Below are 15416 nucleotides of genomic sequence, written 5' to 3'. Positions count from 1 at the left end.
CTGATAACCCCTGGAAGCGAGTCCGGGGGTTTTTGTTTCTGCTGTCTTGCCGGATAAGGTGCATCCGGCATTTATCATTTACAGGAATTTATAGCCTTTTAGCATTTCCTTGATGTCTTCGACGATCGCGTCGTTTGGCATATGAATTGGTCTACGGGTAATACCGGCTTTCACGCCCATCAGGTTTAGTGCTTCCTTCATTACCGCAGGCGCAGTCATTTTTTTAATGGTCATGCGTAGCGAATCCATCTTGTTGCGCTCTTCCTGTGCTTTATCCAGTTCACCGGCCATGAAGTAGTTATATAAATCGACTTCAATAGTAGGCAGAACATTCGACGTTGCAGCAACAGCAGCCACAGAACCTTCTTTAAATGCATCCAGCATTAAGGAGTCTGAGCCATTTAACACCTTAAAGTTTTTATGTTTAGATATTTCCAGATATTGTTTCTGAACTTCAAATTTACCACTGCTATCTTTTATCGCTACGATATTTTCAATATCGGCTAAACGGTTTGCCGTTTCATATTCAATACTCAACCCTGTCTGACCCGGTAAGTTATAAAGAATAATGGGGGCTGTTGTGCTTAAGGCAATATCATAATAGTGGCGGTATAAATCTTCCTGGTTAGGCACCAGGTAGTATGGTGTCACAACGGAAATGTAATCGGCACCTGCATCTACTAAGCGTCTTGTTAATTCAATAGTTTGTTTTGTGCTACAGCAACCTGCGCCTGCACAAATAGTCACTTCATTGCCAACTTCTTCAACTACGGCTTTTGTTAGTTCAACTTTTTCGTCATCGGAGAGCAAATGAAACTCACCGTTCGTTCCGCAAATAAACAAGCCGTGTACGCCTTTATCGACTAACCAACGTGCCATTTTTTTTGCTGCTGAAATGTCCATTTTTTCCATTTCATCGAAAGGCGTTACCATTGCGGTAATAATCCCTTTAAGCTCTTTCATTATTCTTTCTCCAGTTCCTGTAGGACATTTTTAATAGAAATTTGCATGGTGTTATGCTCGGCCTCATTGGTGAATGAAGCAGCATGAGGTGTAATAGAATAATTTTTTAGTTCTTTAATTTTTGCTGAACGTTCCTTCAACTCAATATCTTCGCTGGCAAAGGCTATTTTCTGATTAATAAGTGCGCTATATAAAGATTCTTCATCAACCAATCCCCCCCTTGCTGTGTTAATTAAAATGGCCGAGGGTTTTATTTTATCGAATACCGTCTCGTTGATCAGATTACGAGTATTATCCAGTAACGGCAAATGTAGAGAAAGGATGTCGCTATGATGATAAATATCATCCAGTGATTTAAGCTCTATATAAGATGGAACTTTATTTTTATCGAGATAGGGATCATAGGCGGTGATAATCATTCCAAGAGAATGAGCAATATGGGCAACATGCTGACCAATTGCACCAAGCCCAATTAATCCCAGCGTTTTTTGATATAGCTCATGACCGACAAGCCTGACATCCTGACCATTTCTGGCTTGATTCTCGGTTTCGACATATTTTCGGCAACTGGAGAGCATCATCAGGATGGCCATCTCTGCAACGGAAATAGAATTGGCATTGAGAGCTTTGTGCACTACGATGCCTTTTCTATTCGCGTAATCGACATCTATATTGTCTAACCCTACACCATATTTCGATATAACCTTCAAGTTTTTGGCCTGATCAATCACTTCTCTGTCTAAAGGATCGTTGCCGGTAATAATGGCATCTGCATATTTAATTTTCTCGATGAGTTCTTCCTTGCTATATCGACCTCCACTGGTATTACATTCAACGTCATAACCTGCAGATTGTAGTTTTTCAATATAGACTTTGCCTTTATCAACAAAAGGTCTTGGCGTGATAGTTATCTTTTTCATTTTATAAAACTCCAAAGAAAGAAAACGCCAGGCTTAAAAACAGAATAGTTACCAGAATGCGTAAGAAATGTGGGCCACACTTTTGTATGTAAAAATAAATACCCAACACGGCAATAAGCGGAAACATGTTAGGTACAATTTTATCCAGCATATCCTGCAAGACGATGGTATTACCGCCACCGGTTGTAATGTGCAATGGCGTCTTAATTTTTACATATGTTGCTGAAAGCGCCCCCATCATCAACAACCCGAACATTCCTGCGCCTTCAATGATTCGATGAATGCTACCAGAATGCAGGATTTCCAGGATTGATTCTTTCCCTTTTTTATAGCCGATATTGAGTGCAAATCGACTGGCGAAAAACATGTAAACAACCTGGTAAATCAGGGGGAGAAGTGCGGCAATAACGTATCCCTGAATAACAAACGGGATACAGACACCAATAACAATGGGGCGCAATGTACCAAAGTCTAACGTGTCACCAATACCTGATACAGGCCCCATAAGACCCGTTTTTAAACCCGTAACGAGCTGCGTTGTTGCTTCACGTTGTTCTTCTGGTTCCTGGGCTGCTTTTTCCTCCAGCGCAATACTAATACCAGCGATAACCGATCCCCAGTTCGCCTGAGTGTTGAACATGGTTAAATGGCGTTGTAGGGCTTTAGCGAGATCTTTTTCATCGGGATATAATTTCGCTAATACTCCTGTCATTGCGTTACAAAATGCCAGCGCTTGCAAGCGTTCGAAATTCAAAGATGTTTCAGAGAACGCGTGCCATTTTAGCCAAACAATCTGAACATCTCTTTGCGTAATTGGTGAGGATGCTGAGTATCCTGACTCAATTGTATTATCCATTTTGCGTTCCTTTTGCATTTTGTGACTGCATATATAAGAGGACGGCACAGAGTCCAAAAATAGAGATGCCAATAGTATTCAAACCTGAATAGGTCACGAGGAAAAAGCCGATAATGAACAGAGGGATATATTGTTTTTTACCGATGACAATGATGGTTATTGCGAAACCGAGTGCAGGCAGAATATTACCGGCAATCGCCAGTCCATTCGTCGACCAGGCGGGAAGCAGGTTTACAAAAGAGGCAATGGCATCCGGGCCGTACAAACAGGCGATGAATACCGGTACAAAACGCATCGGAAAGGCTAACAGGAGAGGATATATTGTGGCTGCGCGTTGTATGCCTTTGATATCCCCTTTTTCTGCATAGCGGTCAGCCATGTGGACAAACGTAGTGTTCAGTGTTTTGCGCACGTTTTCCAGAACCACGCCCAGCAATCCCAGAGGAATAGCTAAAGAGATAGCAATTTCTGGTTTAATACCTGCGGTAAGTGCAATTGGGATTGCGATACACGAGGCTAAACCTTCATCGGCAGGAGGGTTTCCTCCCGGGGCAATACTCCCGATATAGATCATCTGTAAGGTGGCCCCAACAGATAAAGCGGTTGGCATATCATTAAAGATTAGTCCCATAATAGGCGCTATCGATAATGGCATACGCATAATAGAAAAACCGTACCATACCTTTGCCTGGGATATCCAATATACCAGGGCAATAATTGCTGCGGTAAAAATAGACATAAGTTCCTCTCCTTAATTAAGGTAACTTATTTTTGATTTTTTGTAGGCTGGCAGGATCTTCTTCAGGAATAGTTTGGAAATAAATTTTTATATTCTTATCTTCGATGATTTGAAGTTTGTCGGCATCTTCATGATTGAGTGATATTTGATTGAAAACTATTTTCCTTCCTGGAGTGTTTTCAACGCCGCCGACCTGTAATTCCTCTAGTATTAAACCACCTTGTATGGTTTGTAATGCAGAATCGATCGATTTGAAAAGTATTAATAGCTTTCCTTCATAGAAGTTATTGCTATTCCAGCGCTGTAATACATCTTCAATAGATGTCATTATTACTTCGACGCCACTTGGCGCTGCCATCTTATAGACTTCGGCAAGAAAAGGATCGCGTGATAAAGGGTCATCAATGACAATTATTTTATTAGCATCACTTCTTTTTAACCATTTTGTTATAACTTGTCCATGAATTAAACGGTAATCAATACGGGCATGTACTATACTCATAGTTTATCATCCTTTATTAAAGTAATAAGTTTGAACCATTTCTTTACCCGCATCATGTACATGTTGAACATATTCTTCAAAGGTAAGTATTTCGTCAGAATCCTGTAACATGTTGGCTTCGATTAACATAGCCAAATTGACACCGCTGATACAGCGAATGGGAAAATCTTTAGAAAGAAGGAGGGCAATATTTGATGGCGTTCCGCCATAGATATCTGTGAATATGAGCGTATCAATACCAGGCCTGAGTACCGCTTTTACTTGTAGCATAAGTGTTTCAGGTGACATTCCAGGCTGCAGAGAAAGCGACGTGGAATTTTTTGTTTTACCTACAATCATTTCGCTGCTGGATAATAAATAATTACCAGCTTCACCGTGTGTCAGAATTATAATATCGAACTGATTCAAATGATAAGTTCCTTTTATAGTTATGGCGCGGCTGATAAGAAATAAATATTCATAATTCGAATGTTATGTTTCTTATCATATTAAGGATGAATCCTTGGTCTAAGATTTTATATTAATTCGAATAAATTAAAATGTTAACAGGATCACAGATGGTAGCGTTGGCTAAAATTGCTAATAAACTTTTTGTAATAAATAAGAGGAAGGGTGGGTTATATTTTATTGTTTTAAATGATGATTAATGTTTTATTTATTCTTGAACTGAATATCTTATTTAAGATATGCCATAAATATAGCAAATAATATATTAATATACATTTCATGTATTTATAAATATCTAAGCGAAGATATGGTTCTCAATGATGGTAATTTTTGTTATGAATTTGTGGTGTTTCGTCTAAATTTCTCGTTCCAAAATCATAAAAATCGGGTATGTTTTAGCAGAGTATGCTGCTAAGGCACGGGTAGTCATACACAAAACGAAATAAAGTGCTGTACAACAACATCACAATACACGTAATAACCAGAAGAATGGGGATTCTCAGGATGAATATAAAGGGTAAAGCGTTACTGGCAGGATGTATCGCGCTGGCATTCAGCAATATGGCTCTGGCGGAAGATATCAAAGTCGCGGTTGTCGGAGCGATGTCTGACCCGGTAGCCCAGTATGGTGACCAGGAATTTACTGGCGCAGAGCAGGCAGTTGCGGATATTAACGCCAAAGGCGGCGTTAAAGGCAACAAACTGCAAATCGTAAAATATGACGATGCCTGTGACCCGAAACAGGCGGTAGCAGTGGCGAACAAAGTTGTTAACGACGGCATAAAATATGTGATTGGCCACCTCTGTTCTTCATCAACGCAGCCAGCGTCTGACATCTATGAAGATGAAGGTATTTTAATGATCACCCCAGCGGCAACCGCGCCAGAACTGACCGCGCGTGGCTATAAGTTGATTATGCGCACCACTGGCCTGGACTCTGACCAGGGACCAACAGCGGCGAAATATATTCTTGAGAAAGTGAAACCGCAGCGTATTGCTATCGTTCATGACAAACAGCAGTACGGTGAAGGTCTGGCGCGTGCGGTGCAGGACGGCCTGAAGAAAGGTAACGCTAACGTGGTGTTCTTTGACGGCATCACCGCCGGAGAAAAAGACTTCTCAACCCTGGTGGCGCGTCTGAAGAAAGAGAATATCGACTTCGTTTACTACGGCGGTTACCACCCGGAAATGGGGCAGATCCTGCGTCAGGCACGTGCGGCGGGGTTGAAAACCCAGTTTATGGGGCCGGAAGGTGTGGCTAACGTCTCGCTGTCTAATATCGCGGGCGAGTCAGCGGAAGGTCTGCTGGTGACCAAGCCGAAGAACTACGATCAGGTTCCGGCGAACAAACCAATTGTTGACGCGATCAAAGCGAAAAAACAGGATCCAAGCGGCGCATTCGTGTGGACCACCTACGCGGCACTGCAATCTTTACAGGCGGGTCTGAACCAGTCCGACGATCCGGCTGAGATCGCCAAATACCTGAAAGCGAACCCGGTTGATACGGTGATGGGGCCGCTGACCTGGGATGAGAAAGGCGATCTGAAAGGCTTCGAGTTCGGCGTGTTTGACTGGCACGCTAATGGCACGGCGACCGATGCGAAGTAATCATTAATCGGCAACCCAGGGTTGCCGTCAAATTGCTGATATCAAGTTCATTGCTTCATGCCGGATGCGGCGTAAACGCCTTATCCGGCCTACAAGATCTACAGAAATCAGTAAATTGAAATACACATTGTAGGCCTGATAAGCGTAGCGCATCAGGCAATCCCTCGTTTGTCATCACACCTGAATATTAATGCTTTTCCCAGCCGCCCGGTTGTTCCTTAAATCCCAACGCCTGCATAAACGCCGCCATCATGCTGCGATCTTCCACACCGGCATCCGCCATCCACCAGCATGAAACGCCAGGATTGTTACGTAACACCTCTTCCAGCAGATATTGCCCCACACCGCGTCGGCGGGTGACTTCCCGCACGCGTAGGGAATCCAGTGCCCCCTGAGTGCCGCTTAAGGTTACTCGCACGGCAGCAAGCAGGCGCTCGTTAAAACGCGCGGCGTAGATACGGTGGTTATCGTCAACCTGTAAAGACGCAGGGGAATACTCCGGCCAGATCTTTTGCAGGTCAATCCGGTCCTGGTCGCTAAAATTTTCTAATCGAATGATGGTCAGCTTCATAGGTAACCCGTACAAATCACAAAAGTGGAACCAGTGTAGCGAAATAATTTAATCGGAGGCTTTCTCTTTTTTATTTCTTTTGGCAGGTGATTAATTTTTTTTCAGCAATAATTACAAATTAAAAACATTAGAGAATGAAAATTGTCCAGCATAATCCCCTGAATGGTAGTGAATTATTCCGCCCTTTGTGTCGTTATTTTATGCTGACAACGGCGCTTTTTTCTGTTTATCTATCAATAAATTCAGAATATTATCTGTTCTTAATCGACTGAAAAATAGGGATTTTAATCGCTATTATCACAAAATACTGCGCTAAACCCTTAATCAGACAGGCAAAACAGCGCAGTATAAAAAAAGAACAACCAGATTTTTTAATACATAAAAACAAAGCAACACAACATTACGAGTGGGGATTTTGAATAATGAAACGGAATGCGAAAACTATCATCGCAGGGATGATTGCACTGGCAATATCACACACCGCGTTGGCCGACGATATTAAAGTTGCCGTTGTCGGCGCGATGTCTGGCCCGGTTGCCCAGTGGGGCGATATGGAATTTAACGGTGCTCGCCAGGCAATCAAAGACATTAACGCGAAAGGAGGAATTAAAGGCGATAAGCTGGTTGGCGTGGAATATGACGACGCCTGCGATCCGAAACAAGCCGTTGCGGTCGCCAACAAAATCGTTAACGACGGCATTAAATACGTTATTGGTCATCTCTGTTCCTCCTCTACCCAGCCGGCGTCGGACATCTATGAAGACGAAGGTATTCTGATGATCTCGCCGGGGGCGACCAACCCGGAACTGACTCAACGCGGTTATCAACACATCATGCGCACTGCCGGGCTGGACTCCTCCCAGGGGCCGACTGCCGCGAAATACATTGTTGAGACGGTGAAACCTGAGCGCATCGCCATTATTCACGACAAACAACAGTATGGCGAAGGGCTGGCGCGTTCGGTGCAGGACGCGTTGAAAGCGGCTAATGCCAATATCGTCTTCTTCGACGGCATTACTGCTGGCGAGAAAGATTTCTCCGCGCTGGTTGCCCGCCTGAAAAAAGAAAACATCGACTTCGTTTACTACGGCGGTTACTACCCGGAAATGGGGCAGATGCTGCGCCAGGCTCGTTCCGTCGGCCTGAAAACCCAGTTTATGGGGCCGGAAGGTGTCGGTAACGCGTCGCTGTCGAACATTGCCGGTGATGCTGCCGAAGGTATGTTGGTCACCATGCCAAAACGTTATGACCAGGACCCGGCAAACCAGGGCATTGTTGATGCGCTGAAAGCCGACAAGAAAGATCCAACCGGTCCCTATGTCTGGATCACCTACGCAGCGGTGCAATCTCTGGCGACTGCCCTTGAGCGTACCGGCAGCGATGAACCGTTGGCGTTGGTGAAAGATTTAAAAGCTAACGGTGCTAATACCGTGATTGGGCCGCTGAACTGGGATGAAAAAGGCGATCTGAAGGGATTTGATTTTGGTGTCTTCCAGTGGCACGCCGACGGTTCTTCCACGGCAGCCAAGTAATCATCCCACTGCCCGTGAAAAGCGGGCAGGTTTAGAAAGGTTACCTTATGTCTGAGCAGTTTTTGTATTTCTTGCAGCAGATGTTTAACGGCGTCACGCTGGGCAGTACTTACGCGCTGATTGCCATCGGCTACACCATGGTTTACGGCATTATCGGCATGATCAACTTCGCCCACGGCGAGGTTTATATGATCGGCAGCTACGTCTCGTTTATGATCATCGCTGCGCTGATGATGATGGGCATTGATACCGGCTGGCTGCTGGTGGCGGCGGGATTCGTCGGTGCAATAGTCATTGCCAGCGCTTACGGCTGGAGTATCGAACGGGTAGCGTATCGCCCGGTGCGTAACTCTAAACGTCTGATTGCCCTTATTTCCGCGATTGGCATGTCTATCTTCCTGCAAAACTACGTCAGCCTGACCGAAGGTTCGCGCGACGTGGCGCTGCCCAGCCTGTTTAACGGTCAGTGGATAGTGGGTCATAGCGAAAACTTCTCTGCGTCTATTACCACCATGCAGGCGGTGATCTGGATTGTCACCTTCCTCGCCATGCTGGCGCTGACGATTTTCATTCGCTATTCCCGTATGGGACGCGCGTGTCGTGCCTGCGCGGAAGATCTGAAAATGGCGAGTCTGCTTGGCATTAACACCGACCGGGTGATTGCGCTGACCTTTGTGATTGGCGCAGCGATGGCGGCGGTGGCAGGCGTTCTGCTCGGTCAGTTCTACGGCGTGATTAACCCCTATATTGGCTTTATGGCCGGGATGAAAGCCTTTACTGCTGCGGTACTCGGCGGGATTGGTAGCATTCCGGGGGCGATGATTGGCGGGCTGATCCTGGGGATTGCGGAGGCGCTCTCTTCTGCCTATCTGAGTACGGAATATAAAGATGTGGTTTCATTCGCCTTGCTGATTCTGGTGTTGCTGGTGATGCCGACCGGTATTCTGGGGCGTCCGGAGGTAGAGAAAGTATGAAACCGATGCATATTGCAATGGCGCTGCTCTCTGCCGCCATGTTCTTTGTCCTGGCGGGCGTCTTTATGGGCGTGCAACTGGAGCTGGACGGCACCAAACTGGTGGTCGACACGGCTTCGGATGTCCGTTGGGAATGGGTGTTTATCGGCACGGCGGTGGTCTTTTTCTTTCAGCTTGTGCGACCTGCTTTCCAGAAAGGGTTGAAAAGCGTTTCCGGGCCGAAGTTCATCCTGCCAGCGATTGATGGTTCCACGGTGAAACAGAAGCTGTTCCTCGTGGCGCTGCTGGTGATTGCGGTGGCGTGGCCGTTTATGGTGTCGCGAGGGACGGTGGATATCGCCACTCTGACCATGATCTATATTATCCTCGGCCTCGGGTTGAACGTGGTGGTAGGGCTTTCCGGCCTGCTGGTGCTCGGTTATGGCGGATTTTACGCCATTGGTGCTTACACCTTTGCGCTGCTCAATCACTATTATGGTCTTGGCTTCTGAACCTGTCTGCCGATTGCCGGTCTGATGGCAGCGGCGGCGGGCTTCCTGCTCGGTTTCCCGGTGTTGCGTCTGCGCGGTGATTATCTGGCGATCGTTACTCTCGGCTTCGGTGAAATTGTGCGTATTTTGCTGCTCAATAATACTGAAGTTACCGGCGGTCCGAACGGCATCAGCCAGATCCCTAAACCGACCTTTTTTGGCCTCGAGTTCAGTCGTACTGCCCGTGAAGGCGGCTGGGATACCTTCAGTAATTTCTTTGGCCTGAAATACGATCCGTCCGATCGCGTCATCTTTCTCTACCTGGTGGCCTTGTTGCTGGTGGTGTTTTCTTTATTCGTCATTAATCGCCTGCTGCGGATGCCGCTGGGTCGCGCATGGGAAGCGTTGCGTGAAGATGAAATCGCCTGTCGTTCGCTGGGTTTAAGCCCGCGCCGTATCAAGCTGACAGCCTTTACCATCAGCGCCGCGTTTGCGGGTTTCGCCGGAACGCTGTTTGCTGCGCGCCAGGGCTTTGTCAGCCCGGAATCCTTCACCTTTGCCGAATCGGCATTTGTGCTGGCAATTGTGGTGCTCGGTGGCATGGGGTCACAGTTTGCGGTGATTCTGGCGGCAGTTCTGCTGGTGGTGTCGCGCGAGTTGATGCGTGATTTCAACGAATACAGCATGTTGATGCTCGGTGGCCTGATGGTGCTGATGATGATCTGGCGTCCACAGGGCTTGCTGCCCATGACACGCCCGCAACTGAAGCTGAAGAACGGCGAAGCGAAAGGAGAGCAGGCATGAGTCAGCCATTATTATCTGTTAACGGCCTGATGATGCGCTTCGGCGGCCTGTTGGCGGTGAACAACGTCAATCTCGAGCTGTACCCGCAGGAAATCGTCTCGTTAATCGGCCCTAACGGTGCCGGAAAAACCACGGTCTTCAATTGCCTGACCGGATTCTACAAACCCACCGGCGGCACCATTTTACTGCGCGATCAGCATCTGGAAGGTTTGCCCGGCCAGCAAATTGCCCGCATGGGCGTGGTGCGCACCTTCCAGCATGTGCGTCTGTTCCGTGAAATGACAGTGATTGAAAACCTGCTGGTGGCGCAGCATCAGCAACTAAAAACCGGGCTGTTTTCCGGCCTGTTGAAAACGCCTTCTTTCCGTCGCGCCCAGAGTGAAGCGCTCGACCGCGCCGCAACCTGGCTTGAGCGCATTGGTTTGCTGGAACACGCCAACCGCCAGGCGAGCAACCTGGCCTATGGCGACCAGCGTCGTCTGGAGATTGCCCGCTGCATGGTGACGCAGCCGGAGATTTTAATGCTCGACGAACCGGCGGCAGGTCTTAACCCGAAAGAGACCAAAGAACTGGATGAGCTGATTGCCGAGCTGCGTAATCATCACAACACCACTATCTTGTTGATTGAGCACGATATGAAGCTGGTGATGGGGATTTCAGACAGAATCTACGTGGTTAATCAGGGGACGCCACTGGCAAATGGTACGCCGGAGCAGATCCGTAATAACCCGGACGTGATCCGTGCCTATTTAGGTGAGGCATAAGATGGAAAAAGTCATGTTGTCCTTTGACAAAGTCAGCGCCCACTACGGCAAAATCCAGGCGCTGCATGAGGTGAGCCTGCATATTAATCAGGGAGAGATTGTTACCTTGATTGGTGCGAACGGCGCAGGGAAAACCACCTTGCTCGGTACGTTATGCGGCGACCCGCGCGCCACCAGCGGACGAATTGTGTTTGATGATAAAGACATTACCGACTGGCAGACGGCGAAAATCATGCGTGAAGCAGTGGCGATTGTCCCGGAAGGGCGTCGTGTCTTCTCGCGGATGACGGTGGAAGAGAACCTGGCAATGGGCGGTTTCTTTGCCGAAAGAGATCAGTTTCAGGAGCGCATAAAGTGGGTCTATGAGCTGTTCCCGCGTCTGCATGAGCGCCGTATTCAGCGGGCGGGCACCATGTCCGGCGGTGAACAGCAGATGCTGGCGATTGGTCGTGCACTGATGAGCAATCCGCGTTTGCTGCTGCTTGATGAGCCATCGCTCGGACTGGCACCGATTATCATCCAACAAATCTTCGACACCATCGAGCAGTTGCGCGAGCAGGGAATGACCATCTTCCTCGTCGAACAGAACGCCAATCAGGCGCTGAAGCTGGCAGATCGCGGCTACGTGCTGGAAAACGGTCATGTGGTGCTCTCCGATACCGGCGACGCACTACTGGCGAACGAAGCGGTGAGAAGCGCGTATTTAGGCGGGTAATAACGCGTTGATTGATAAGGAGTCAAAAGACTCCTTTGAGACAGGTGACAAATGTAAAATTGCCTGATGCGCTGCGCTTATCAGGCCTATTGGGTGAGTTGCAATATATTGAATTTGCACGATCTTGTAGGCCGTATAAGGCGTTCACGCCGCATCCGGCATGAAACGATGAGCACATTATCTACAATCTGTAGAGTTTGACTCAGACCTTCTATTTTCCCGCTTATCCGTGCCCCATCTCCCATTTTCCCTCACCCGTACCGTCACCGCCTTGTCATCTTTCTGACACCTTACTATCTTAAAAATGTAACAAAATAGTTATTTTTCTGTAATTCGAGCATGTCATGTTACCCCGCGAGCATAAAACGCGTGAATTCGCGCATCCGGTACAACAAGAGAGATAATCAATGAAACCGTTACATTATACAGCTTCAGCACTGGCGCTCGGATTGGCGTTAATGGGGAATGCACAGGCCGTGACGACTATTCCGTTCTGGCATTCGATGGAAGGGGAACTGGGTAAAGAGGTGGATTCTCTGGCTCAACGTTTTAACGCCGAAAACCCGGATTACAAAATTGTACCGACCTACAAAGGCAACTACGAACAGAATTTAAGCGCGGGTATCGCAGCATTTCGTACCGGTAACGCGCCGGCTATTTTGCAGGTTTATGAAGTTGGCACCGCCACCATGATGGCGTCGAAAGCGATTAAACCGGTGTATGAAGTATTTAAAGATGCGGGGATTAACTTCGATGAGTCGCAGTTTGTGCCGACGGTTTCAGGCTACTACTCCGACAGCAAAACCGGACATTTACTCTCCCAACCGTTCAACAGCTCGACTCCCGTTCTCTATTACAACAAAGATGCTTTCAAAAAAGCAGGGTTAGACCCGGAGCAGCCGCCGAAAACCTGGCAGGATTTGGCTGACTATGCCGCAAAACTGAAAGCCTCCGGTATGAAGTGCGGCTACGCCAGCGGCTGGCAGGGCTGGATCCAACTGGAAAACTTTAGCGCCTGGAATGGCCTGCCATTTGCCAGCAAAAACAACGGGTTTGACGGCACAGATGCGGTGCTGGAGTTCAACAAGCCGGAGCAGGTGAAACATATCGCCATGCTGGAAGAGATGAACAAGAAGGGCGATTTTAGCTACGTCGGGCGTAAGGATGAATCCACCGAGAAGTTCTATAACGGTGATTGCGCGATGACGACCGCCTCTTCCGGTTCGCTTGCCAACATTCGAGAGTATGCCAAATTCAACTATGGCGTAGGCATGATGCCTTACGACGCCGATGCGAAAGATGCGCCACAAAACGCCATTATCGGCGGAGCCAGCCTGTGGGTGATGCAGGGCAAAGATAAGGATACTTACACCGGTGTGGCGAAGTTCCTCGACTTCCTCGCGAAGCCAGAAAACGCTGCTGAGTGGCATCAGAAAACCGGTTATCTGCCGATCACTAAAGCGGCTTATGACCTGACCCGTGAGCAGGGCTTTTACGAGAAAAACCCAGGAGCGGATACTGCGACGCGTCAGATGCTGAACAAGCCGCCGTTGCCGTATACCAAAGGACTGCGTCTGGGCAATATGCCGCAGATCCGCGTAATTGTGGATGAAGAGCTGGAGAGCGTGTGGACCGGTAAGAAGACGCCACAGCAGGCGCTGGATACCGCCGTTGAGCGTGGGAATCAGTTGCTGCGCCGCTTTGAGAAATCGACGAAGTCTTAATCAGTGTAATGTCGGATGCGTTTCGCTTATCTGACCTGGCATCGCGTGTAGGCCGGATAAGCGAAGCGCATCCGGCACAGTTCAGGAATTAACCGTAATGTCATCATCCCGTCCGGTGTTCCGCTCGCGCTGGCTGCCTTATTTGCTGGTCGCGCCGCAGCTCATCATCACCGTTATCTTTTTTATCTGGCCTGCGGGCGAAGCGTTGTGGTACTCGCTACAAAGCGTCGATCCGTTTGGTTTCTCCAGCCAGTTTGTCGGGCTGGATAACTTCGTCACGCTGTTCCATGACAGTTACTATCTCGACTCCTTCTGGACGACGATAAAATTTAGCACCTTTGTCACCGTCAGCGGTTTGCTGGTGTCGCTGTTCTTTGCGGCGCTGGTGGAGTACATCGTGCGCGGCAGCCGTTTCTATCAAACTTTAATGTTGTTGCCGTATGCCGTGGCTCCCGCCGTTGCCGCCGTATTGTGGATCTTCCTGTTTAACCCCGGTCGCGGGCTGATCACTCATTTTCTTGCTGAGTTCGGCTATGACTGGAACCACGCGCAAAACAGCGGCCAGGCGATGTTTCTGGTGGTGTTCGCCTCGGTGTGGAAGCAAATCAGCTACAACTTTCTGTTCTTCTATGCCGCGCTGCAATCCATTCCCCGTTCACTGATCGAAGCGGCGGCCATTGACGGCGCAGGCCCGATTCGCCGCTTCTTTAAGATCGCGTTACCGCTTATCGCTCCGGTGAGTTTCTTTCTGCTGGTGGTTAATCTGGTGTACGCCTTCTTCGACACCTTCCCGGTGATTGATGCCGCTACGTCCGGTGGGCCAGTACAGGCCACTACCACGCTGATTTATAAGATCTACCGCGAAGGCTTTACCGGACTGGATCTGGCTTCGTCTGCCGCGCAGTCGGTGGTGTTGATGTTCCTCGTCATCGTGTTGACGGTGGTGCAGTTCCGCTATGTTGAAAGCAAGGTGCGTTACCAATGATTGAGAACCGTCCGTGGCTGACGATATTCAGCCATACCATGCTGATCCTTGGGATTGCGGTGATCCTCTTCCCGCTGTACGTGGCGTTTGTCGCAGCGACGCTGGATAAACAGGAAGTCTACGCCGCGCCGATGACGCTGATCCCCGGCACGCATCTGCTGGAGAATATCCATAACATTTGGGTAAACGGAGTAGGCACGAATAGCGCGCCATTCTGGCGGATGTTGCTTAACAGTTTCGTGATGGCGTTCAGCATTACGCTGGGCAAAATTACCGTTTCGATGCTCTCGGCATTCGCCATCGTCTGGTTTCGTTTTCCGCTGCGTAACCTCTTCTTCTGGATGATTTTTATTACTCTGATGCTGCCGGTTGAAGTGCGTATTTTCCCGACGGTAGAAGTGATCGCCAATCTGAAGATGCTCGACAGCTACGCAGGTTTAACGCTGCCGCTGATGGCCTCAGCGACCGCTACGTTCCTGTTCCGGCAGTTCTTTATGACGCTGCCGGATGAGCTGGTGGAAGCGGCTCGTATCGACGGTGCGTCACCGATGCGCTTCTTTTGCGACATTGTCTTTCCGCTGTCAAAAACCAATCTGGCGGCGCTGTTTGTGATCACCTTTATCTACGGCTGGAACCAGTATCTGTGGCCGCTGCTGATTATTACCGATGTTGATCTCGGCACCACCGTGGCGGGGATTAAAGGGATGATCGCCACTGGCGAAGGCACGACAGAATGGAACTCGGTGATGGCTGCGATGTTGTTAACCCTGATCCCACCAGTATTGATTGTTTTAGTGATGCAGCGTGCCTTTGTGCGCGGCCTGGTCGATAGTGAGAAATAA

The 15416-nt window shown here is 48.5% G+C and carries 15 protein-coding genes and 1 pseudogene; 9 read left to right on the top strand and 7 right to left on the bottom strand.

The genetic code is table 11. The features are described from left to right. Nucleotides 1-78: 78 nt before the first annotated feature. The 6 genes from dapA to C7B16_RS13385 are packed head-to-tail and all read right to left on the bottom strand — an operon-like array spanning nucleotide 79 to nucleotide 4388. The gene (dapA, locus tag C7B16_RS13410; RefSeq protein ID WP_001517269.1) at nucleotides 79-963 is read right to left on the bottom strand and encodes a 4-hydroxy-tetrahydrodipicolinate synthase; all 885 of its coding nucleotides are present in this window, start codon (nucleotides 961-963) and stop codon (nucleotides 79-81) included. Continuing rightward, entirely contained in the window at nucleotides 963-1883 is a 921-nt protein-coding gene (locus tag C7B16_RS13405; RefSeq protein ID WP_016249310.1) for a phosphoglycerate dehydrogenase, read from the bottom strand. Before C7B16_RS13405 ends, dapA begins: the two co-directional genes overlap by 1 nt. A 1-nt stretch (nucleotide 1884) precedes the next feature. Then, entirely contained in the window at nucleotides 1885-2739 is an 855-nt protein-coding gene (locus C7B16_RS13400) for a PTS system mannose/fructose/sorbose family transporter subunit IID (RefSeq protein WP_107179806.1), read from the bottom strand. Then, the gene (locus C7B16_RS13395) at nucleotides 2732-3478 is read right to left on the bottom strand and encodes a PTS mannose/fructose/sorbose/N-acetylgalactosamine transporter subunit IIC (protein ID WP_000021881.1); all 747 of its coding nucleotides are present in this window, start codon (nucleotides 3476-3478) and stop codon (nucleotides 2732-2734) included. The genes C7B16_RS13400 and C7B16_RS13395 overlap by 8 nt, the downstream gene beginning before the upstream one ends. 16 nt (nucleotides 3479-3494) lie before the next feature. Then, complete coding sequence (locus C7B16_RS13390; RefSeq protein ID WP_105270040.1) at nucleotides 3495-3980, bottom strand: PTS system mannose/fructose/N-acetylgalactosamine-transporter subunit IIB; 486 nt, start codon at nucleotides 3978-3980, stop codon at nucleotides 3495-3497. A gap of 6 nt (nucleotides 3981-3986) precedes the next feature. Continuing rightward, complete coding sequence (locus tag C7B16_RS13385) at nucleotides 3987-4388, bottom strand: PTS sugar transporter subunit IIA (RefSeq protein WP_001071222.1); 402 nt, start codon at nucleotides 4386-4388, stop codon at nucleotides 3987-3989. A 543-nt stretch (nucleotides 4389-4931) separates the two neighbouring features. On the opposite strand from C7B16_RS13385, the gene livJ reads away from it, so the two are divergent. Further along, nucleotides 4932-6035: a branched chain amino acid ABC transporter substrate-binding protein LivJ gene (gene livJ / locus C7B16_RS13380; protein WP_107179805.1), complete on the top strand. Its 1104-nt coding sequence runs from the start codon at nucleotides 4932-4934 to the stop codon at nucleotides 6033-6035. A 187-nt stretch (nucleotides 6036-6222) separates the two neighbouring features. On the opposite strand, the gene panM is transcribed toward livJ, so the two are convergent. Next, on the bottom strand, nucleotides 6223-6606 hold the full coding sequence (gene panM / locus C7B16_RS13375; protein WP_105224495.1) for an aspartate 1-decarboxylase autocleavage activator PanM: 384 nt from the start codon (nucleotides 6604-6606) through the stop codon (nucleotides 6223-6225). Nucleotides 6607-7028: 422 nt separating this feature from the next. On the opposite strand from panM, the gene livK reads away from it, so the two are divergent. From livK to ugpE, 8 genes and pseudogenes are all read left to right on the top strand, one after another. After that, complete coding sequence (gene livK, locus C7B16_RS13370; protein ID WP_001517262.1) at nucleotides 7029-8138, top strand: high-affinity branched-chain amino acid ABC transporter substrate-binding protein LivK; 1110 nt, start codon at nucleotides 7029-7031, stop codon at nucleotides 8136-8138. Nucleotides 8139-8185: 47 nt separating this feature from the next. Then, nucleotides 8186-9112 carry a high-affinity branched-chain amino acid ABC transporter permease LivH gene (livH, locus tag C7B16_RS13365; RefSeq protein WP_001295106.1) on the top strand — a complete coding sequence of 309 codons (927 nt, stop codon included), beginning with the start codon at nucleotides 8186-8188 and terminating at the stop codon, nucleotides 9110-9112. Continuing rightward, nucleotides 9109-10386: pseudogene (livM, locus tag C7B16_RS13360) on the top strand (branched chain amino acid ABC transporter permease LivM). The gene livH and the pseudogene livM overlap by 4 nt, the downstream one beginning before the upstream one ends. Beyond that, nucleotides 10383-11150 (top strand): high-affinity branched-chain amino acid ABC transporter ATP-binding protein LivG, encoded by a 768-nt coding sequence (gene livG / locus C7B16_RS13355; protein WP_000082101.1) that lies wholly within the window; start codon nucleotides 10383-10385, stop codon nucleotides 11148-11150. Before livM ends, livG begins: the two are co-directional and overlap by 4 nt. A gap of 1 nt (nucleotide 11151) precedes the next feature. Continuing rightward, complete coding sequence (livF, locus tag C7B16_RS13350; RefSeq protein WP_000416891.1) at nucleotides 11152-11865, top strand: high-affinity branched-chain amino acid ABC transporter ATP-binding protein LivF; 714 nt, start codon at nucleotides 11152-11154, stop codon at nucleotides 11863-11865. 407 nt (nucleotides 11866-12272) lie between these two features. After that, nucleotides 12273-13589 carry a sn-glycerol-3-phosphate ABC transporter substrate-binding protein UgpB gene (gene ugpB, locus C7B16_RS13345; RefSeq protein WP_000803211.1) on the top strand — a complete coding sequence of 439 codons (1317 nt, stop codon included), beginning with the start codon at nucleotides 12273-12275 and terminating at the stop codon, nucleotides 13587-13589. Between the two features lie 97 nt (nucleotides 13590-13686). Next, nucleotides 13687-14574, top strand: coding sequence for a sn-glycerol-3-phosphate ABC transporter permease UgpA (ugpA, locus tag C7B16_RS13340; protein ID WP_000099289.1), 888 nt, complete (start codon nucleotides 13687-13689; stop codon nucleotides 14572-14574). After that, the gene (gene ugpE, locus C7B16_RS13335) at nucleotides 14571-15416 is read left to right on the top strand and encodes a sn-glycerol-3-phosphate ABC transporter permease UgpE (RefSeq protein WP_000572182.1); all 846 of its coding nucleotides are present in this window, start codon (nucleotides 14571-14573) and stop codon (nucleotides 15414-15416) included. Before ugpA ends, ugpE begins: the two co-directional genes overlap by 4 nt.

The sequence above is a fragment of the Escherichia sp. 20412-1 genome (genome assembly GCF_003027595.1).
Lineage (GTDB): Bacteria > Pseudomonadota > Gammaproteobacteria > Enterobacterales > Enterobacteriaceae > Escherichia > Escherichia marmotae.
This window is presented reverse-complemented; position numbering and strand designations above follow the sequence as displayed.

Coding starts and splice junctions, on each gene's coding strand:
- panM (WP_105224495.1), bottom strand. CDS start 6,606: ATGAAGCTGACCATCATTCGATTAGAAAATTTTAGCGACCAGGACCGG.
- livH (WP_001295106.1), top strand. CDS start 8,186: ATGTCTGAGCAGTTTTTGTATTTCTTGCAGCAGATGTTTAACGGCGTC.
- livG (WP_000082101.1), top strand. CDS start 10,383: ATGAGTCAGCCATTATTATCTGTTAACGGCCTGATGATGCGCTTCGGC.
- livF (WP_000416891.1), top strand. CDS start 11,152: ATGGAAAAAGTCATGTTGTCCTTTGACAAAGTCAGCGCCCACTACGGC.
- C7B16_RS13395 (WP_000021881.1), bottom strand. CDS start 3,478: ATGTCTATTTTTACCGCAGCAATTATTGCCCTGGTATATTGGATATCC.
- C7B16_RS13390 (WP_105270040.1), bottom strand. CDS start 3,980: ATGAGTATAGTACATGCCCGTATTGATTACCGTTTAATTCATGGACAA.
- ugpB (WP_000803211.1), top strand. CDS start 12,273: ATGAAACCGTTACATTATACAGCTTCAGCACTGGCGCTCGGATTGGCG.
- dapA (WP_001517269.1), bottom strand. CDS start 963: ATGAAAGAGCTTAAAGGGATTATTACCGCAATGGTAACGCCTTTCGAT.
- C7B16_RS13405 (WP_016249310.1), bottom strand. CDS start 1,883: ATGAAAAAGATAACTATCACGCCAAGACCTTTTGTTGATAAAGGCAAA.
- ugpA (WP_000099289.1), top strand. CDS start 13,687: ATGTCATCATCCCGTCCGGTGTTCCGCTCGCGCTGGCTGCCTTATTTG.
- livJ (WP_107179805.1), top strand. CDS start 4,932: ATGAATATAAAGGGTAAAGCGTTACTGGCAGGATGTATCGCGCTGGCA.
- ugpE (WP_000572182.1), top strand. CDS start 14,571: ATGATTGAGAACCGTCCGTGGCTGACGATATTCAGCCATACCATGCTG.
- C7B16_RS13400 (WP_107179806.1), bottom strand. CDS start 2,739: ATGGATAATACAATTGAGTCAGGATACTCAGCATCCTCACCAATTACG.
- livK (WP_001517262.1), top strand. CDS start 7,029: ATGAAACGGAATGCGAAAACTATCATCGCAGGGATGATTGCACTGGCA.